Source organism: Arthrobacter sp., from assembly GCF_048266065.1.
Lineage (GTDB): Bacteria > Actinomycetota > Actinomycetes > Actinomycetales > Micrococcaceae > Arthrobacter_H.
The window spans coordinates 220,640-235,939 of record NZ_JBLXAH010000001.1 but is presented as its reverse complement, the minus strand read 5'-3'; the positions used below and the strand labels follow the sequence as shown (position 1 = coordinate 235,939).

15 protein-coding genes are annotated in these 15,300 nt (G+C 68.6%); 12 read left to right on the top strand and 3 right to left on the bottom strand.

All coding sequences use genetic code 11. The annotated features are described in order from the left end of the window. Nucleotides 1-34 precede the first annotated feature (34 nt). The 4 genes from ACN0TP_RS01155 to catA all read left to right on the top strand — a co-directional run bounded on the left by ACN0TP_RS01155 (nucleotide 35) and on the right by catA (nucleotide 3,386). Entirely contained in the window at nucleotides 35-928 is an 894-nt protein-coding gene (locus tag ACN0TP_RS01155; protein WP_417215579.1) for a LysR substrate-binding domain-containing protein, read from the top strand. Beyond that, a complete protein-coding gene (locus ACN0TP_RS01150; protein WP_417215577.1) occupies nucleotides 925-2,025 on the top strand; it encodes an enolase C-terminal domain-like protein in 1,101 nt (366 codons plus the stop codon). The genes ACN0TP_RS01155 and ACN0TP_RS01150 overlap by 4 nt, the downstream gene beginning before the upstream one ends. Nucleotides 2,026-2,081: 56 nt before the next feature. After that, nucleotides 2,082-2,360, top strand: a complete 279-nt coding sequence (gene catC / locus ACN0TP_RS01145) for a muconolactone Delta-isomerase (protein WP_417215575.1) — start codon at nucleotides 2,082-2,084, stop codon at nucleotides 2,358-2,360. Between the two features lie 165 nt (nucleotides 2,361-2,525). Further along, the gene (gene catA, locus ACN0TP_RS01140; RefSeq protein ID WP_417215573.1) at nucleotides 2,526-3,386 is read left to right on the top strand and encodes a catechol 1,2-dioxygenase; all 861 of its coding nucleotides are present in this window, start codon (nucleotides 2,526-2,528) and stop codon (nucleotides 3,384-3,386) included. Nucleotides 3,387-3,438: 52 nt separating this feature from the next. Here catA and ACN0TP_RS01135 read toward each other — a convergent pair whose 3' ends face one another. Further along, complete coding sequence (locus tag ACN0TP_RS01135; RefSeq protein WP_417215571.1) at nucleotides 3,439-4,278, bottom strand: NAD-dependent epimerase/dehydratase family protein; 840 nt, start codon at nucleotides 4,276-4,278, stop codon at nucleotides 3,439-3,441. A gap of 333 nt (nucleotides 4,279-4,611) precedes the next feature. On the opposite strand from ACN0TP_RS01135, the gene ACN0TP_RS01130 reads away from it, so the two are divergent. The 5 genes from ACN0TP_RS01130 (at nucleotide 4,612) to ACN0TP_RS01110 (ending at nucleotide 9,065) form a co-directional block, all read left to right on the top strand. After that, on the top strand, nucleotides 4,612-5,643 hold the full coding sequence (locus tag ACN0TP_RS01130; protein WP_417215570.1) for a copper resistance D family protein: 1,032 nt from the start codon (nucleotides 4,612-4,614) through the stop codon (nucleotides 5,641-5,643). Nucleotides 5,644-6,090: 447 nt separating this feature from the next. Next, nucleotides 6,091-6,708, top strand: coding sequence for a copper resistance CopC family protein (locus ACN0TP_RS01125; RefSeq protein ID WP_417215568.1), 618 nt, complete (start codon nucleotides 6,091-6,093; stop codon nucleotides 6,706-6,708). A 157-nt stretch (nucleotides 6,709-6,865) separates the two neighbouring features. Next, nucleotides 6,866-7,261, top strand: a complete 396-nt coding sequence (locus ACN0TP_RS01120) for a hypothetical protein (protein WP_417215566.1) — start codon at nucleotides 6,866-6,868, stop codon at nucleotides 7,259-7,261. A gap of 247 nt (nucleotides 7,262-7,508) precedes the next feature. Next, complete coding sequence (locus ACN0TP_RS01115; protein ID WP_417215564.1) at nucleotides 7,509-8,285, top strand: hypothetical protein; 777 nt, start codon at nucleotides 7,509-7,511, stop codon at nucleotides 8,283-8,285. Between the two features lie 72 nt (nucleotides 8,286-8,357). Next, entirely contained in the window at nucleotides 8,358-9,065 is a 708-nt protein-coding gene (locus ACN0TP_RS01110) for a class F sortase (RefSeq protein ID WP_417215562.1), read from the top strand. Nucleotides 9,066-9,079: 14 nt separating this feature from the next. Here ACN0TP_RS01110 and ACN0TP_RS01105 read toward each other — a convergent pair whose 3' ends face one another. After that, on the bottom strand, nucleotides 9,080-10,294 hold the full coding sequence (locus tag ACN0TP_RS01105) for an amidohydrolase (RefSeq protein WP_417215560.1): 1,215 nt from the start codon (nucleotides 10,292-10,294) through the stop codon (nucleotides 9,080-9,082). A gap of 135 nt (nucleotides 10,295-10,429) precedes the next feature. Between ACN0TP_RS01105 and ACN0TP_RS01100 the strand changes: the two genes are divergently transcribed. Then, nucleotides 10,430-11,212 carry a hypothetical protein gene (locus tag ACN0TP_RS01100; RefSeq protein WP_417215559.1) on the top strand — a complete coding sequence of 261 codons (783 nt, stop codon included), beginning with the start codon at nucleotides 10,430-10,432 and terminating at the stop codon, nucleotides 11,210-11,212. 29 nt (nucleotides 11,213-11,241) lie between these two features. Here the strand turns inward: ACN0TP_RS01100 and ACN0TP_RS01095 are convergent, their stop codons facing one another. Continuing rightward, nucleotides 11,242-11,676, bottom strand: coding sequence for a MarR family winged helix-turn-helix transcriptional regulator (locus tag ACN0TP_RS01095; RefSeq protein WP_417215557.1), 435 nt, complete (start codon nucleotides 11,674-11,676; stop codon nucleotides 11,242-11,244). A gap of 95 nt (nucleotides 11,677-11,771) precedes the next feature. Between ACN0TP_RS01095 and ACN0TP_RS01090 the strand changes: the two genes are divergently transcribed. Next, complete coding sequence (locus tag ACN0TP_RS01090; protein WP_417215556.1) at nucleotides 11,772-12,884, top strand: hypothetical protein; 1,113 nt, start codon at nucleotides 11,772-11,774, stop codon at nucleotides 12,882-12,884. Between the two features lie 126 nt (nucleotides 12,885-13,010). After that, complete coding sequence (gene treS, locus ACN0TP_RS01085; RefSeq protein WP_417216476.1) at nucleotides 13,011-15,293, top strand: maltose alpha-D-glucosyltransferase; 2,283 nt, start codon at nucleotides 13,011-13,013, stop codon at nucleotides 15,291-15,293. The last annotated feature ends 7 nt before the right edge of the window (nucleotides 15,294-15,300 follow it).

The window sequence follows — 15,300 nt, the reverse complement described above, 5'->3', positions numbered from 1 at the left end:
GCGGCAGCCGCCCGGACCGCATCATCGGAGCCCCATGGAAACCAGACACCTGCGCTACTTCGTCGCCGTTGCCGAAGAACGCCACTTCGGCCGTGCCGCGGCGCGCCTGCACATGGCCCAACCGCCGCTTTCCCAGCAGATCAAGCAACTCGAGGAACAGCTGGGCACCCCGCTGCTGACCCGGACCACGCGGCGGGTGGACCTCACCCCGGCGGGAGAGATGTTCCTGGGCCGGGCGCGCACCCTGCTCGCCGAACTCGAACAGCTGGCCCAGGACGTGCGCACCGTCGGCCACGGTGCCAGCGGGGTGCTGCGCGTCGGCTTCACGGGCACCGCGACCTACCGGTTGATGCCGGGGATCGTCGAGGCGGCCCACCGGGACATGCCGGGGCTCCAGCTCAACGTCCAGGGCGAAATGCTCACCCCTGAAATGGAGGAGGCCCTCGTCGAGGGGCGGCTCGACGTCGCCGTGCTGCGCCCACCGGTGCGCTCGACCTCGGTGGAACTGGTGTTCCTGGAACACGACAGGCTCAGCGTCGCATTGCCGGAGAACCACCGCCTGGCAGCCCACGACGAACTGGACCTCACCGACCTGGCCGGCGAACCCTTCATCTGCTACCCGGCCACCTCGGCCGTGAACCTCATCGTGCAGGAGTCCTGCCGCCGTGCCGGATTCATCCCCCGCATGGTCCAGGTGGCCCGGGAGACCTCGACGCTACTGACCTTCGTCGACGCAGGACTCGGCATCGCCCTGATGCCCACCGCAGCACGCCTGCCCTCCAGCCAACGGATCGTATTCCGCCCCCTGCGCAACGCCCCCACCGTCGACCTGGCCCTGGCCTGGAAGGCCGGCAACGACGCCCCACTGGTCCACAACTTCCTGAAGTTGTGCACCCCGTGGGCGAACCCGGAAGGAAACAACCAGTGAAGATCGAGCGGATCGAGGCGATCCCCTACGCCATCCCGTACAACCACCCCCTGCGCTTCGCCTCCGGGGAGGTGACGACGGCGGACCACGTGCTGATCCGCGTGCACACCGACGAGGGGCTCATCGGCACCGCCGACGCTCCGCCGCGGCCCTACACGTACGGGGAAACGCAGCAGTCGATCCGCACCATCACCGAGGACGTCTTCGCCCCGCAGCTGATCGGACTGGACCCGTTCGACCGCGGACGCATCCACGAGGTGCTGCGCCGCACGATCCACAACCAGGTGGCCAAGGGCGCGCTGGACATCGCCGTCTGGGACCTCATCGGCCAGGCCACGGCCACCCCGGTGCACAAGCTGCTGGGCGGCTACACCGAGTCGATGCGGGTGTCCCACATGCTCGGCTTCAAGCCGGCCGCCGAACTGCTCGACGAGGCGCAGCGCTTCGGCGAGGAGCACGGGATCACCACGTTCAAGCTCAAGGTCGGCCGGCGGCCGCTGGCCCTGGACATCGAGGCCTGCCATGTCCTGCGCGAGGGGCTCGGCGACGACGTCGAGCTCTACCTCGATGCCAACCGCGGGTGGAGCGCCAACGAGGCGATGCAGGTGCTGCGCCGGACCGAGGGCCTGGGCCTGACGATGCTCGAGGAACCGTGCGACGCCAAGGAGGCGATGTCACGGCGACGGCTGGTGGAGAAGTCCCCGATCCCGATCGTCGGCGACGAATCGGTGCCCACCGCCGGCGACGTCTCGCGCGAACTGCTCTCCGGTGGCGCGAATGCGATCTGCATCAAGACGGCCCGCAGCGGCTTCACCGAGGCCACCGAGATCCTGGGGCTGTGCACCGGGCTCGGCGTGGACGTGACGATGGGCAACCAGATCGACACCCAGGTCGGGTCCCTGGCGACGGTGACCTTCGGTGCAGCCCACGAGGCCTCCAGCCGCCGCGCCGGGGAGCTGTCCAACTTCCTGGACATGTCAGATGACCTGCTGGCCGAACCGCTGGTCATCACCGACGGGCGCATCCGCGTCCGCGAGGTCCCCGGCGTCGGGGCCGGAATCGACGAGGACAAGCTCTCCCGCTACCGTCAGGACTGAGCTGCCCACCCGGCACACCGCCGTCGTACACCCCACCACCACCGACAGGAGTCACCATGATGTTCCTCGCCCGCATGGACGTGCGTTTCCCCGATACCCTGACCGCCGAGCAGATCGCCGACTTCCAGGTCCGCGAGAAGGCCTACTCGGGCGGGCTGCAGGAGTCGGGCAAGATGGCCGGGATCTGGCGGATCGTCGGCGAATACGCGAACCACTCGCTCTTCGACGTCGAGAGTAACGACGAGCTGCACGAGATCCTCAGCGGCTTCCCGATGTACCCGTACATGACCATCAAGGTCACCCCGCTGTCGAAGCACCCGAACTCGATCCGCTGACCCCTCGAGGGATTGATATGCCGAACGTCCGAATATGGACGAAACAGGTATTTCCCTTGGCACAATGCCAGGGCCTAGATTGATCCCAACAGCAGCACATGACGCCGATCACACCCTGCGGGGCATCGCCCGGGGACAGCGTCCACGCATGACGAAGGAGTCACCATGACCGCCGAAACCACAGCAGACGCCAGCGCCGCCAAGTCGGGCAACGCAGCCACCGACCGCTTCCGCGAATCCGGCAAGACCGGCACCGCAGCCGTCTCCATCGAGCGCGTCAGCATGCTCGCCGGCAAGCTCATCGGCGCCGCGAACGACATAGTGCTCCAGGAACGCGTCAGCTACGAGGAATACAACGCCCTGAAGGCCTGGCTGATCAAGGTCGGCGAGGACGGCGAGTGGCCGCTGTTCCTGGACGTCTGGCTGGAACACTCGGTGGAGGACGTCGCCACCGACCACCGCGAGGGCAACAAGGGCTCCATCGAGGGTCCCTACTACATCCCCGGCGCCCCGAGCCAGCAGTCCCCGGCGACGATCGCCATGCGCGAGGACGAGCACGGCACCCCGCTGCTCTTCCAGGGCCAGGTCCGCTCCACCGACGGTTCGGCACTGCCGAACGCCACGGTGGAGCTCTGGCACGCGGATTCCGCCGGCTTCTACTCGCAGTTCGCCCCCGGGCTGCCGGAGTGGAACCTGCGCGGAACGTTCATCGCCGACGGCGAGGGCAACTTCCAGATCAGCACCATGCAGCCCGCGCCGTACCAGATCCCGACCGATGGAGCCTGCGGCCAGCTCATCGCCGCTGCCGGCTGGCACGCCTGGCGTCCGGCGCACCTGCACCTGAAGGTCTCCGCCCCCGGGCACGAGCTGCTGACCGCCCAGCTGTACTTCCCGGGCGACCCGCACAACAACGACGACATCGCCACGGCGGTGAAGCCGGAACTGCTGTTGGACCCGAAGCCCGCGGCCTCGGGTACCGGGGTGCAGGTCGACTACGACTTCGTGCTGGATCCGGCAAAGAAGTAGCACCGCCCCACCACTGACAGGGACGGCCCGTTCGGGCCGGCCCTGTTGTGCGTCACCGGTGCCGTGTCCCCTGGCCGGCCAGGACGGCGGCATAGCCTTCGCGGTAGGTCGGGTAGGCGAAGGTGAAACCCGTGGATCGCAGCAGGTCTCCGCGCAGCCGCTTGCCGGTGGGTGGCTCCGCGGCCGCCGGGCCGGGCTCGTAGCCGACGCCCAGCTGCCGGGCGAGGAAGGCGAAGACATCGGTGCTGCCGGCCGGCTCCTCGTCGACCCCGAGGTAGACCGGGCGCGGATCGGTGACCTCTGTGGCCAGGTGCACGATGGCCGCCGCCGCATCGTCGCGGTGGATCCTGTTGGTGTAGCGCGGTGGCCCGTCGCCGGTGGTTCCGTTGGCGACCTTGTCGATCAGCCAGGTCCTGCCGGGCCCGTAGATCCCCGACAGGCGCAGGACGATGCCCTGCGGCGCACGCGTCGCCAGCAGCATCTCGGCCTCACGCAGGATGGCAGCCGTTGGAGTTGGCGGGTCGGCCGGCGTGGATTCATCCATCCATGCGCCGTCCGCGTCCCCGTGGACGGCCGACGAGGAGACCAGGATGATGCGCGATGGCGTGACGGCGTCGCGGCCGAGGGCGTCCAGGACGTTGGCCAGACCGTCGAGATGGACGCGGCGGTACGCTTCGACGCTGCGCTCCCGTGCCGACGGGGCGAACACCACGATGTCCGTGTCGGCCGGGACGCGGGGCAGGTCGCCGGCGAGGTCGACCGCCACGCCGTCGATGGGGGCGGGCAGCACGTCCGGGGAACGGCGCCATCCGACGACCCGGTGTCCTGCCGCGGCGAACCGCAGCCCTGCTTCCGTGCCCAGGTCTCCGCATCCGGCGATCAGTACCGTCATGATGGACCCCTTCTCCGCGTGGTCCACTGCATGGGGTACCACGACATCTTCTGGCGTCCAGCGTACCGGTAGTCGTATCCAGCAGTTCCATCGGCAACAGGTTCTTCCCTCCTGCGTGGCGCCGTGAGCGACCGCTCGCTGCGGACCGGCGACGATCCGTCCCGGGAACAAGTGCTCGCGGTCCAGCACGTCCGGGCCTCCGGAGCCGCAGCGGCCGCCTGCGGTCCGGTGCTTGGTCGACGCCTCCCGGTTGCGCTACCCCATCCGGACAGGGCCCCTGCTCCGAACACCCGTTGCAGGGCCTCCGTCGCCGTCGAGCAAGGACCATACACCATGACCAGCATGTCGCCGCCCACCGGGCCCCTTCGGCGCTCCTTGGGCATCGTTGGGGTCATCGCGCTGACGGCCGTGGTTCTTACCGGAGCGTTGTCGGTCGCCGGCACCGCGGCGCCTCGCGTCCTGGGCGACCCTGGCACCCTCGTCCGCTGGGGCCTGCCCGCTGCGCTGGCCGTCCACCATGTGGCCCTCGCCGTGGCGCTGGGCGCCCTGGCCTTCGCACGAGGCGTCCGGCCAATCAGCTTCAAGAACCCCAGAGTATCCGCCCGCCTCGTGGCCGCCGCAAGATGGGCTGCCCTCACCTGGGCCGCATCCGCCTCGGCAGTGTTGGCCTTCACCTTCGCCGACACCCTCGGGCAACCCCTCTCCATCCACCGCGGTGTCGTCGCCGAATTCGGGGCCTATGCCTGGGGCACGGAACCGGGCCGTGCCCGCGTGGTGGTGCTGGCCGTGGCACTCGTGGTCCTGGTGCTCCTCATGGCGCGTCCGGGTGGCGACGCACACCTGGTGGCACTGGCCGTGGCAGCCACGGTGGTCATGCCGCTGTCCATGGACGGCCATGCCCTCTCCACCCACGTCCCCTGGGCCTCCACCGTCTTGGCCTTGCACGTGCTGGGTGTCGCGGTTTGGGTCGGCGGGGTGATCGTGCTGGGCCTGCTTTCCGATCTCCTCCGCCCGGGACAGAGCACGGCCGGGGAATCGCTCGGGACCTTCAAGCGCTTTTCCCTGCTCGCTGGCGTCGCCTACGCGGCAGTGTTCGCCTCCGGTGTGGCCACCGCGGTGCTGCGGATCGGATCGCTGGAGGCGCTTCTCACCTCCTACGGCATCCTCGTCCTCGTGAAGACCGGCGCAATGCTCGGACTCGGCGTCATCGGGTATCTACACCGTCGCTGGATCGTCGCAGCACTGCATTCCGGAAAAATGCCGACAGCACCCGTTTGGCGGTTGATCAGTCTGGAAATCTTGGTCATGACCTCGACGATGGCCGTGGCCGCCGTGCTGGGTCGCACCGTGCCGCCCGGCACCTGAGAAGTCTCCGGCGCGGCCACCCGCCGCCGGCTGCCGACAATCCGGCACGTGGGGTACGGCCCCCGGGACCAAATGGGGGAGCTCGACGTGTGCCAACCGGGGACAGTCCAGAATGGACCCGTCTACCACGCACCCTGCACCATCGACGTCCGCCAATTGCGGCGTCAATGTCGCCGAGCACGGCGGCTTCGACGTATCCGGAACAAGCCACCGCGGCAACGTCTCCGGGCCGGGCTACAGCTGTGTTCCGGGACGATGAAGCCGATAGCCACCGCCACGGAGCTGCCGCCACCCGCGCCTGCGACCGAAGTACATGAGATCAAGCGCGGTGGTCGATAGTGGCTACCCGGAATCAATTCGGCTTGCTTCCCATCCACATGGGCGTCGGCGACGAACAGGAGGTGAGTGCCCTGGGCAGAAGAGAAGTTCTAAACGAGGAGAAACACCGTGCGAACCGTCAGCATCCTGGATTCCATCCGCCGTTCGTTGGCAACTCTGGCAGTGGCACTGTGCGTGCTCACCGTCCCGGTCTCCGCCGCTTCAGCCCATGATTCGCTTTCAGGGTCGAGTCCACAGGACGGACAGACCGTGGCCAAGGTGCCAGCATCCATCAGGCTCACCTTCTCCGAACCACCCCTCGCGCTGGGGTCCAAAATGACCGTAGTGGACTCCGCTGGCAAGGACTGGGCGACCGGCAAGATCGAAGTCGTCGACAGGGTTGCCAGCCAAGCTGTCGACCCCGAAGCCCCCAGCGGTGCATACACGGTTACCTGGCGCGTAGTCTCTGCGGACTCACACCCGATCGAGGGGGCTTTTGCGTTCACGGCAACCGCGGGCAATGCAGCTTCCCGGACGGCCGCCGCAACAGCCGCGGCACCGGTACCGGCAGCACCAACCGCCTCGCAGACGACACCAGCTAGCGGCCAACCCGCAGCATCCGTCTCCGACACGGAAGCCAGGGCCTTCCCCACGGGCCTGGTGGTCACCATGATCCTGTTGATCCTTGTCGTCGGCGGCATCGTCGTCCTGGGGATGCGGATCCGATCGGCTCAAAAAGCCGGCTGAAGTCGGGTCATCGCGGGCGGCTCCCCGCCATCACCGAATATCCTTGCAACGCGAATCCCTATGCGGTGGCAAGAATCGTGTACTCCGTGGACAAGCCATGTAATTCTGAGCGGGCTGCAGTTGCGAACGCGCGCAGCCACCATCGGGGGGGGATGACATGTCACACGGAGGGTATCCGGACAAGGGACCAGTCAGGACGGGAACGGCCGGCCGCGATGCGGCGCCGGGTCCTGCCGAGGAGAGGTCCCGCCAACAGGCGCTGACCTCGCTCAGCTGGCGGTTGGCCGGCGGCGACCCCCAGGCCATGGACGAGTTCTACGACCTGACCTGCGACCGCTCCTATGGACTGGCCAGCGCACTCCTCGGTCGCAGCGAGGAAACCGAGGCCCTGCTCTACGGCGCCTATATGGATGCCTGGCGGACGATTCGCAACACCCCGCCGACGCCCGGCATGGAGATGCGTTGGGTCCTCTCCCTGGTCCTGAACCGCTACCGCCAGAGATGCACCGGTCCTGACCGCGCCAGTAGTGCCATCCCGGTCAGCGGCGAATAGCCAGCCACGGATCGACGCGGGCCGGGACGCAATCTCCGACTCCCAGGGGGATCCCCCCTGTCCACGCAGGCCATCCATGGGATGCCAGCTGGTCGAAGGACCATGACTGGAGCCCTCTCCGAAAAAGGTTTGCCAGGTGTCCAATCCGCAGCGATGCACGGCTCCGAACGTGAGTTGCAACACAGTTCTGATTCATGAACTCACGTGCCGCCCACCAGGGACGGCACCACCGAGGAAGGAAAGAACGATGAGAAAGCTCCACATGATGGCCGTTCCGGTCATGGCACTGGGGATGGTGGCGGCAACCGCCGCTGGCGCCTCGGCCCACGAGGGGACGCATTCGTACCAAACCGAGCTCAAGGCCTTGAATGGCAGCGGCGCGTCCGGGACGGTGATGGTCAGCATCGACGGTGACCAGGCCACCGTCACCGAAAAGGTCAGCGGACTCGCCGACAAGTTCATGGACGCTCCGTATCCACATGTCCAGCACGTCCACATCACCACGGGCGCGCAGGGCGTCTGCCCGACGCCGGCGTCGGACAAGAACGGTGACGGGATCGTCGACACCGTGGAGGGCATGCCCTCCTACGGCATGATCGGCACCACGCTCTCCACGAAGGGCGACACCAGCGACAAGGCCGCCACCAACCTGAAGGTCGCGGGAATGGGTGGCAGCTACACCTACGAGCGCACCTTCACGATGAACGCCAAGACCATCAAGGCGATCGAGGCCGGCAACGGCACCGTCGTCGTCCACGGGTTGGACCCGGCCACGCTGAGCAAGAAGGCAGCGGCCGCCAAGTCGAACCTGGTTCCCGAACTGCCGCTGGCGGCCACGTCGCCGGCGCTGTGCGGGACGTTGGTCGCCGGTCAGATGGACATGCCGATCGGCAACCCCGAAACCGGTGGCGGTAGCACTGCCGGCATGGACAACGGCACGATCGCCCTGGGTGGCGGTCTGGTCCTGCTCGCTGCCGGGGCCGGCGTCTACATGGTCCGCCGCCGCCAGGTCGGCCAGAACTAACCACTCCACCGCCAACACCGGAAAGGAAATAAACCGATGAGACATGTCGGACGGAAACAAGGCAAGGGCCGTATGTACGCCATATCGGTCATCGTCACGGCAGGACTCGTCGGAGCGGTGTTGGTCGGAGTCGGCGTGAAGGGGGAGGCTCCTCCCCCTTCACCGCCGGCCTCCGAGGCCATCGGGGCGACGACGTCCCCGGAAGCGACCTCGCCCACCCCCAGCACGGCGGCACCATCCAGCACGAAAGCCACACCGAAGGCCTCCAAACCCGCTCCACGGCCGACGAAGGCCAAGGAACTGATCATGAAGGAATCCCACCCCGTCCGACTGACGGTCCCCTCGATAGACGTCGACACCCCGCTCATGGACGTCGGGCTCCAGGCCGATGGCAGCATCGGCGTCCCCCCGCTGGGTAAGGATTCCCCCGCCGGCTGGTATGACCGGGGGCCCACCCCCGGCGAAAAGGGACCCGCCGTCATCCTCGGACACGTCACCGCGATCAAAGAGGAAGGCCCCGCGGTCTTCTTCAAGCTCGGGGCACTGCGCAAGGACGACAAGATCTCCGTCACCCGCGCCGACGGACAGGTGGCCGTGTTCACCGTCACCCGCATCGTCCAGGTCCCCAAGCCGGACTTCTCCAGCATGGACACCTACGGGAACACCGCCGGCTCAGAGCTGCGGCTGATCACCTGCGGCGGGAAGTTCAACAAGAGCATCGGGAGGCATGCGGACAACATCGTCGTCCATGCCAAGCTCACCTCACACCACCAGGCGTAGTCTCTGGGCCGGACCTACCCGAGCCACTCGCGGGCTGCAGCGACCAGGGCGGCCACCCCGTGGTCCAGGGCCGGCTGAATCGCCGGGGCGAACCGCGACGAGTGATTGAACGGCAGCCCAGCGGCCACGGCCACCGGGTCGGCGACTCCGGCGAAGACTTGTGGGTCCGCGCCCCCGAGGAACCAGTAGACCAGCGGTGCCCCGGCGGCGGTGGCGAGGACCCCGACGTCCTCGCTGCCGGAGACATGGCCGGGATCGATGACCTGGCCCGGGCCGAAGACCCCGCGAAGTGCCGCCCGCGTGCGCTCGGTGGCATCGGCGTCGTTCACCGTGACCGGGAAGTGGTCGTCGTGCACGATCTCCGGATCCCGCACCGCTCCCGCGGCGGCCGCCTCCCCGCGGACCACCCGGTCGATGGCCGTCAGGATGCGCGTGCGCAAGGATTCGTCGAAGGCGCGCAGGCTGATGCCCAGGGTGGCGTGGTTGGGGATGACGTTGTGCTTGGTCCCGGCGTGCAGCTGGCCGACGGTGAGCACCGCCGAGGAGGTCGCGGAGAGCTCGCGGGAGACGATCGCGTTCAGGCGGAGCGTCGTCGCGGCGGCCATCATGACCGGGTCGATGGTGGCCTCGGGACGCGAACCGTGCCCGCCGACGCCGTGCAGGGTGACGCTGAGGGAATCGGCTGAGGCCATGGCCACGCCGGCGTGCACGCCCACCCAGCCGGCCGGGAACGGCGCCACATGCTGGCCCAGGACGACGTCGGGGGTCGGCACCCGCTGGAACAGCCCGTCCTCGACCATCGCCCGGGCGCCCCCACCGAGCTCCTCGGCGGGCTGGAAGAGGGCAATGAGCGTGCCGCTCCAGGCAGCTCGCTCCCCCGCCAACCGCTCGACGGCACCGAGCAGCGCGGTGACGTGGACATCGTGTCCGCAGGCGTGCATGACCGGGACGTCCTTGCCGTCGGGGTCGGTTCCGCGCGCGGTGCTGGCGTAGGGCAACCCCGTTTCCTCCCGGACGGGGAGCCCGTCCATGTCGGCGCGCAGCAGGACGGTGGGCCCGGCGCCGTTGGCCAGGACGCCGACGACGCCGGTTCCCCCGATGCCCTCGTGCACCACCAGGCCCAGCCGGCGCAGGTGCCCGGCGACGATGCCTGCCGTCCGGTGCTCCTGGAAGGAGAGCTCGGGGTGTGCATGCAGATCGCGGTACGTTGCTTCAAGATCGATGGCCATGCGGGAAGTCTAGGACCGCCCCGTGCCGGCACGACTGGCCAGCGGTGACTTCGTCTGGTTTCCCACGTCGGGATGCCGGGGGGCTACGGTGGAAGAACCCCCGAAACCCCCTGTCCCCCGGAAAGCGTCAGCCGCATGAAAGTCGCACTCTTCGTGGCCAGCACCATCGGCTGCGTCCTGCTGGTGCTGTTCGGGACGTTGGCGGCCGGACAGCTGGCCGGGGGCTCCCCCACGTCCGCTGCCCTGCTCACGGGGCTGGGGCTGTTCGTGGTGTGCGGCGGGGCCATCTGGCACGGCTTCCTGCGCCACTCCTCCAACGCCCCGGCAGTGGCCAACGACCTCTCGGAACTCTCGTGGACGCCCGAAGCCCGGGCGATCACCAGCCGGACGATGCGCAAAGTGGGGCTGGTGGTGGCCGCCGCACTGCTGGCCAGCCTGTGCGGGTTCGGATCCACCCACGCCGGATTGCCCCTGAGCGAGGCCCTGGCGTCGCTCTCCTTCTACCTGCAGGGGGTTTTCCTGGCGGGCACCTTCGCTACGGTCATCGCCACCTACCCCCTGGGCACCGCCCTGCGTGAGGCCTCGGGCGCGGACGCGTCACGGCACCGGGTCATCAGCAAGGTGGTGCTGCGGGGCAAGGACCTTCCCCTCGATGCGGACGAGGAGCTCGGGGCCGCCCGCATGGCAGCCGTGGCGCCGGTGGTCCTGCCGCTGCTGAACTTCAGCTTCGGCTACCTCTTCGCCACGCTGCTGACGCAGTACGCCAGGTTTGTCGCGGAGCATCCCGCGGACCCCTTCATCACTGTCCTGTTCGCCGTCCTCGTGCTCACGATCGTGGTGGGCATCCCGCTGCTGGCCCGCCAGATCCGCCGGGCCCGGCGTTATGCCAGCGACCACGCCGCCCTGCTGGTTGGCTGATTCGGCCCGGCTGGTTCAGCCCGGCCGGTTCAGCCCGGCTGGTTGTAGCGGGCCAGCGCAGCGGCGAAAGCGTGGACCTCGTCATCGCTCCACCCGGCGAGGCGTTCGCGCAGGCTCTCCTGTTGGGCCTGCGCGGCCAACGCCAACTTGGCCTCCCCCTCCCCCGTCAAGGCGAGGATCCGTCCTCGCCCGGGCACACCGGCGTCGTGCTCCAGCTCGGTCACCAACCCCATGCCGGCCAGCGAGGCGACCTGGCGCGAGACGGTGGAGCGGTTCAGCGAGAACGCGGCGGCAATGTCGATGGCGCGCGTGCCGGGCGTCGCGGCGATGAAGCGCAGCAGGGAGTGCTCCACGAACGTCAGCGGTTCGCCCAGGTGCCGGGACCGGTCGGTGATGCGGCGGGAGAGCTGCTGGATCTGCTCATACGCCTGGCGGATGTCGGCTGCGCGGTCGGGGTGGGCCATTCCCCCATCGTAGGCACTACCCGGCCGCCCCCGTCCCGCGGTCGACCATCGCTCAGTTGTTGCATAATGCAACATTGGAGTATTCTGGGGGCACCATGACTTTGCAGACCGCCTACGAACGCCCCCACACCAGCGCCGAACTCCCCATCACCCCGTCCGAGCCCCGGCGCGGCCACACCGGGCCCCGCCGCCCGCGGACCGGCGGGGTCTGGAAGCCGCTGGGCCTGACGATGCTGATCCCCTTCTTCCTCGCCACCGTGATGGGGCTGGCCTACCTCGGGGCCTTCCACCAGCCGGCGCCACACCACCTGCCGGTCGCCGTCGTCGGCAGTTCACCCCAGACGCTCGTCTTCGCCCAGACCCTGAAGAACGAATCAGGCGAGGAACTCGATGTGCGGACCGTCCCCGACGCGGCCACCGCACGGCAGCTGATCACCGACCGCCAGATCTACGCCGCCTATGCCCCGGGCCAGGACGCCGCCACCCTGCTGGTCTCCAGCGCCGCCTCGGAAACCACGGCGAACATCGCGCAGAAGGTCTTCCTGCCGATCGCCTACCAGCAGCATCTGCCGTTGAAGATCGACGACGTCGTCCCCGCCGGCGAACACGACAGCACCGGCCAGGGGCTCTTCTTCCTGCTCGTCGCCCTGAGCATCGGCGGCTACGCCAGCGCCATCCCGATCTCCGGGCACATGGGGCGTTTCCGCCTGGCCGGGCGGTTCGGATTGGCGGCCGGCGCCGGGGCGGTGGTCGCCGGCCTCGGCCTGATCATCGCCGGACCGATCTACCACATCATCGACGCCAGCATCTGGGGCTCCTGGCTCATCTCCTGGCTCTACGTCAGCGCCATCGTGCTCTTGGGCATGGGCCTGCATCCGATGCTCAGACACTGGACGACGCCGGTGCTCACCCTGCTCTTCGTGGCCCTGAACTTCACCAGTTCAGGCGGGATCTTCGTCCCCGAGGTCCAGCCGGGCCTCTTCGCCGGGCTCAGCACCTTCTGGAACGGCAACGCCTGGCTGCATGCGGTCCAGACCATCGCCTATTTCCCCGGCCAGGCGATCGGCCTGGACCTGCTGATGCTGGCGCTCTGGCTCGTCCCCGGCGCCCTGCTGCTGGTGCTGACCCACATCTGGAGCGTGCGCAAGACCCGCCTGGCCGATGAGAATGCCAGCGTGGGCGAGCTGGACGAGGCCGGCGCCGCATAGGCCCCGGCGCCGCCACGCGCGACCGGACTAGTGGAACGCCCGCCATGTCTGGCAGTGTGGGCAGCAGCCGGTTCGGATGATCCCATCCGAGCACCCGTTCGAGGAGGTAGCCCCGTGACCGATTCGATGCCCCCACACCGGGGGCCCGCCAACGCGCCGTCCGCGGCGGAGCCCGCCCCGGACGCCACGACGGCGGCGGAGACGAGCTTCGACGAGCAGTTCTACCCGGCGCGTCCACGGACCCTGCGCCCCCGGGCCCGGCGGCGGCACTTCACCGCGGACCGGCCACCCTTCGCCCCGGACGCCAGGAACCGGGTCTACGTCGAATGGCTGCGCAACCAGTCGATGCTCGGCGACGCCAAGACGCTGGCCCGTCAGCTCTCGGGCCAGGCCAGCATGTGGCAGAACCCCTACGCACACCCCAACCCGCGGGCCGCCGTGGAAAAGGCCTCCGTCTGGTTCACCGCCTATCCGCTCTCCCTGATGACCCGCCCGCAACAGACCTTCCTGTCCACCCTCGGTGACGCGGAACTCTGGACTGCGTTCCAGCGCATCGGCATCAAGGGCATCCACATCGGCCCGGTGAAGGTCGCCGGCGGCGTGACCGGCTGGGACCACACCCCCAGCGTGGACGGGCATTTCGACCGGATCAGCATGGCCATCGACCCGCTGTTCGGCACCGAGGACGAGTTCCGGGCCATGTGCGCCACTGCGGCGGACCATGACGGCACGATCCTCGACGACATCGTCCCCGGACACACCGGCAAGGGCGCCGACTTCCGGTTGGCCGAGATGAACTTCCGTGACTACCCGGGGATCTACCACATGATCGACATCCCCGAAGAGGACTGGACACTGCTGCCCGACGTCCCGGAGGGGCACGACGCGGTGAACATCGATGTCGCCACCGAGCGCTCTCTCCAGCAGGCCGGCTACATCATCGGCGAGCTGCAGCGCGTCATCTTCTTCGAGCCCGGCGTGAAGGAGACGAACTGGAGCGCCACTCCCCCGGTACTGGACACCGAAGGCACCTACCACCGCTGGGTCTACCTTCACTACTTCAAGGAGGGACAGCCGTCCATCAACTGGCTCGACCCCTCGTTCGCGGGCATGCGCCTGGTGGTCGGTGATGCCCTGCACTCACTCGTCGACCTCGGCACCGGCGCCCTGCGGCTGGATGCCAATGGCTTCCTGGGCGTGGAGAAGTCCAGCGAGGAAACCCCCGGCTGGTCCGAGGGCCACCCGCTCTCGGCGGCCGCCAACCAGATCATCGGCAGCATGGTGCGCAAGGTCGGTGGCTTCACCTTCCAGGAGCTGAACCTGGGCATCGACGACATCAAGGCCACCTCGGCCGCCGGCCCGGACCTGTCCTACGACTTCGTGACGCGCCCCGCCTACCACCACGCCCTCGTGACGGCCGACACCGAATTCCTGCGCCTGACCCTGCGTCTGGCCCAGGAGATCGGCGTGGACCAGGCATCCCTGGTGCATGCGCTGCAGAACCATGACGAGTTGACCTATGAACTGGTGCACTTCACCAGTGCGCACCAGGATGACATCTACGAACTCGAGGGCCGGGAACTGACCGGCGCGGAGCTGGCGGCCCACGTGCAGCAGACCCTGCGCGACGGCATCACCGGCGACGCGGCCCCCTACAACCTGGTCTTCACCTCCAATGGGATCGCGTGCACGACGGCGAGCGTGATCACCGCGGTGCTGGGCATCACCGACCTGGACTCGATCACCGCCGACCAGAAGCGGGAGATCCAGCGGGTCCACCTGCTGCTGGCGATGTACAACGCGCTCCAGCCCGGGGTCTTCGCCCTCTCCGGTTGGGATTTGTGCGGCATGCTCCCGTTGGACCGCGATCAGGTGACCGACCTGCTCAGCCGCGGCGATACCCGGTGGATCCACCGCGGTGCCCACGACCTGATGGGCTTCAATCCGGAGGCCGTGGCCTCCACGTCCGGCATGCCCCGCGCCCAGGCACTCTACGGCACCCTGCCGGAGCAGCTCCAGGACGACACGTCCTTCGCCCGCCGGCTCTCCCGCATCCTGGAGGTCCGCGAGGAGCACGGCATCGCCCAGGGCGGCCTGCTCGACGTCCCCGACGTCTCCCACAAGGGAATGCTGGTCATGGTCCATGCCCTGGAGTCGGGCCGCCAGGAGGTCACGGTCCTGAACTTCTCCGGCCAGGACGTCGCCGGGACCGTCCGTTCGGAGGCACTCGCCCCCGGGGCCACCGTGGTCGACGCCTTCACCGGCGGCGAAGTCGGCACCGTCGATGACCTGTTCAGCTTCCACCTCCGACTCGGCCCGTTCGAGGGCACGGCACTGCTGGTCGATGGGCCGACAGAGGCCACGGAGGACACCGGGGCTCCCCGCGACGCCGGCCCCGGCACCACCTGAGACCGGC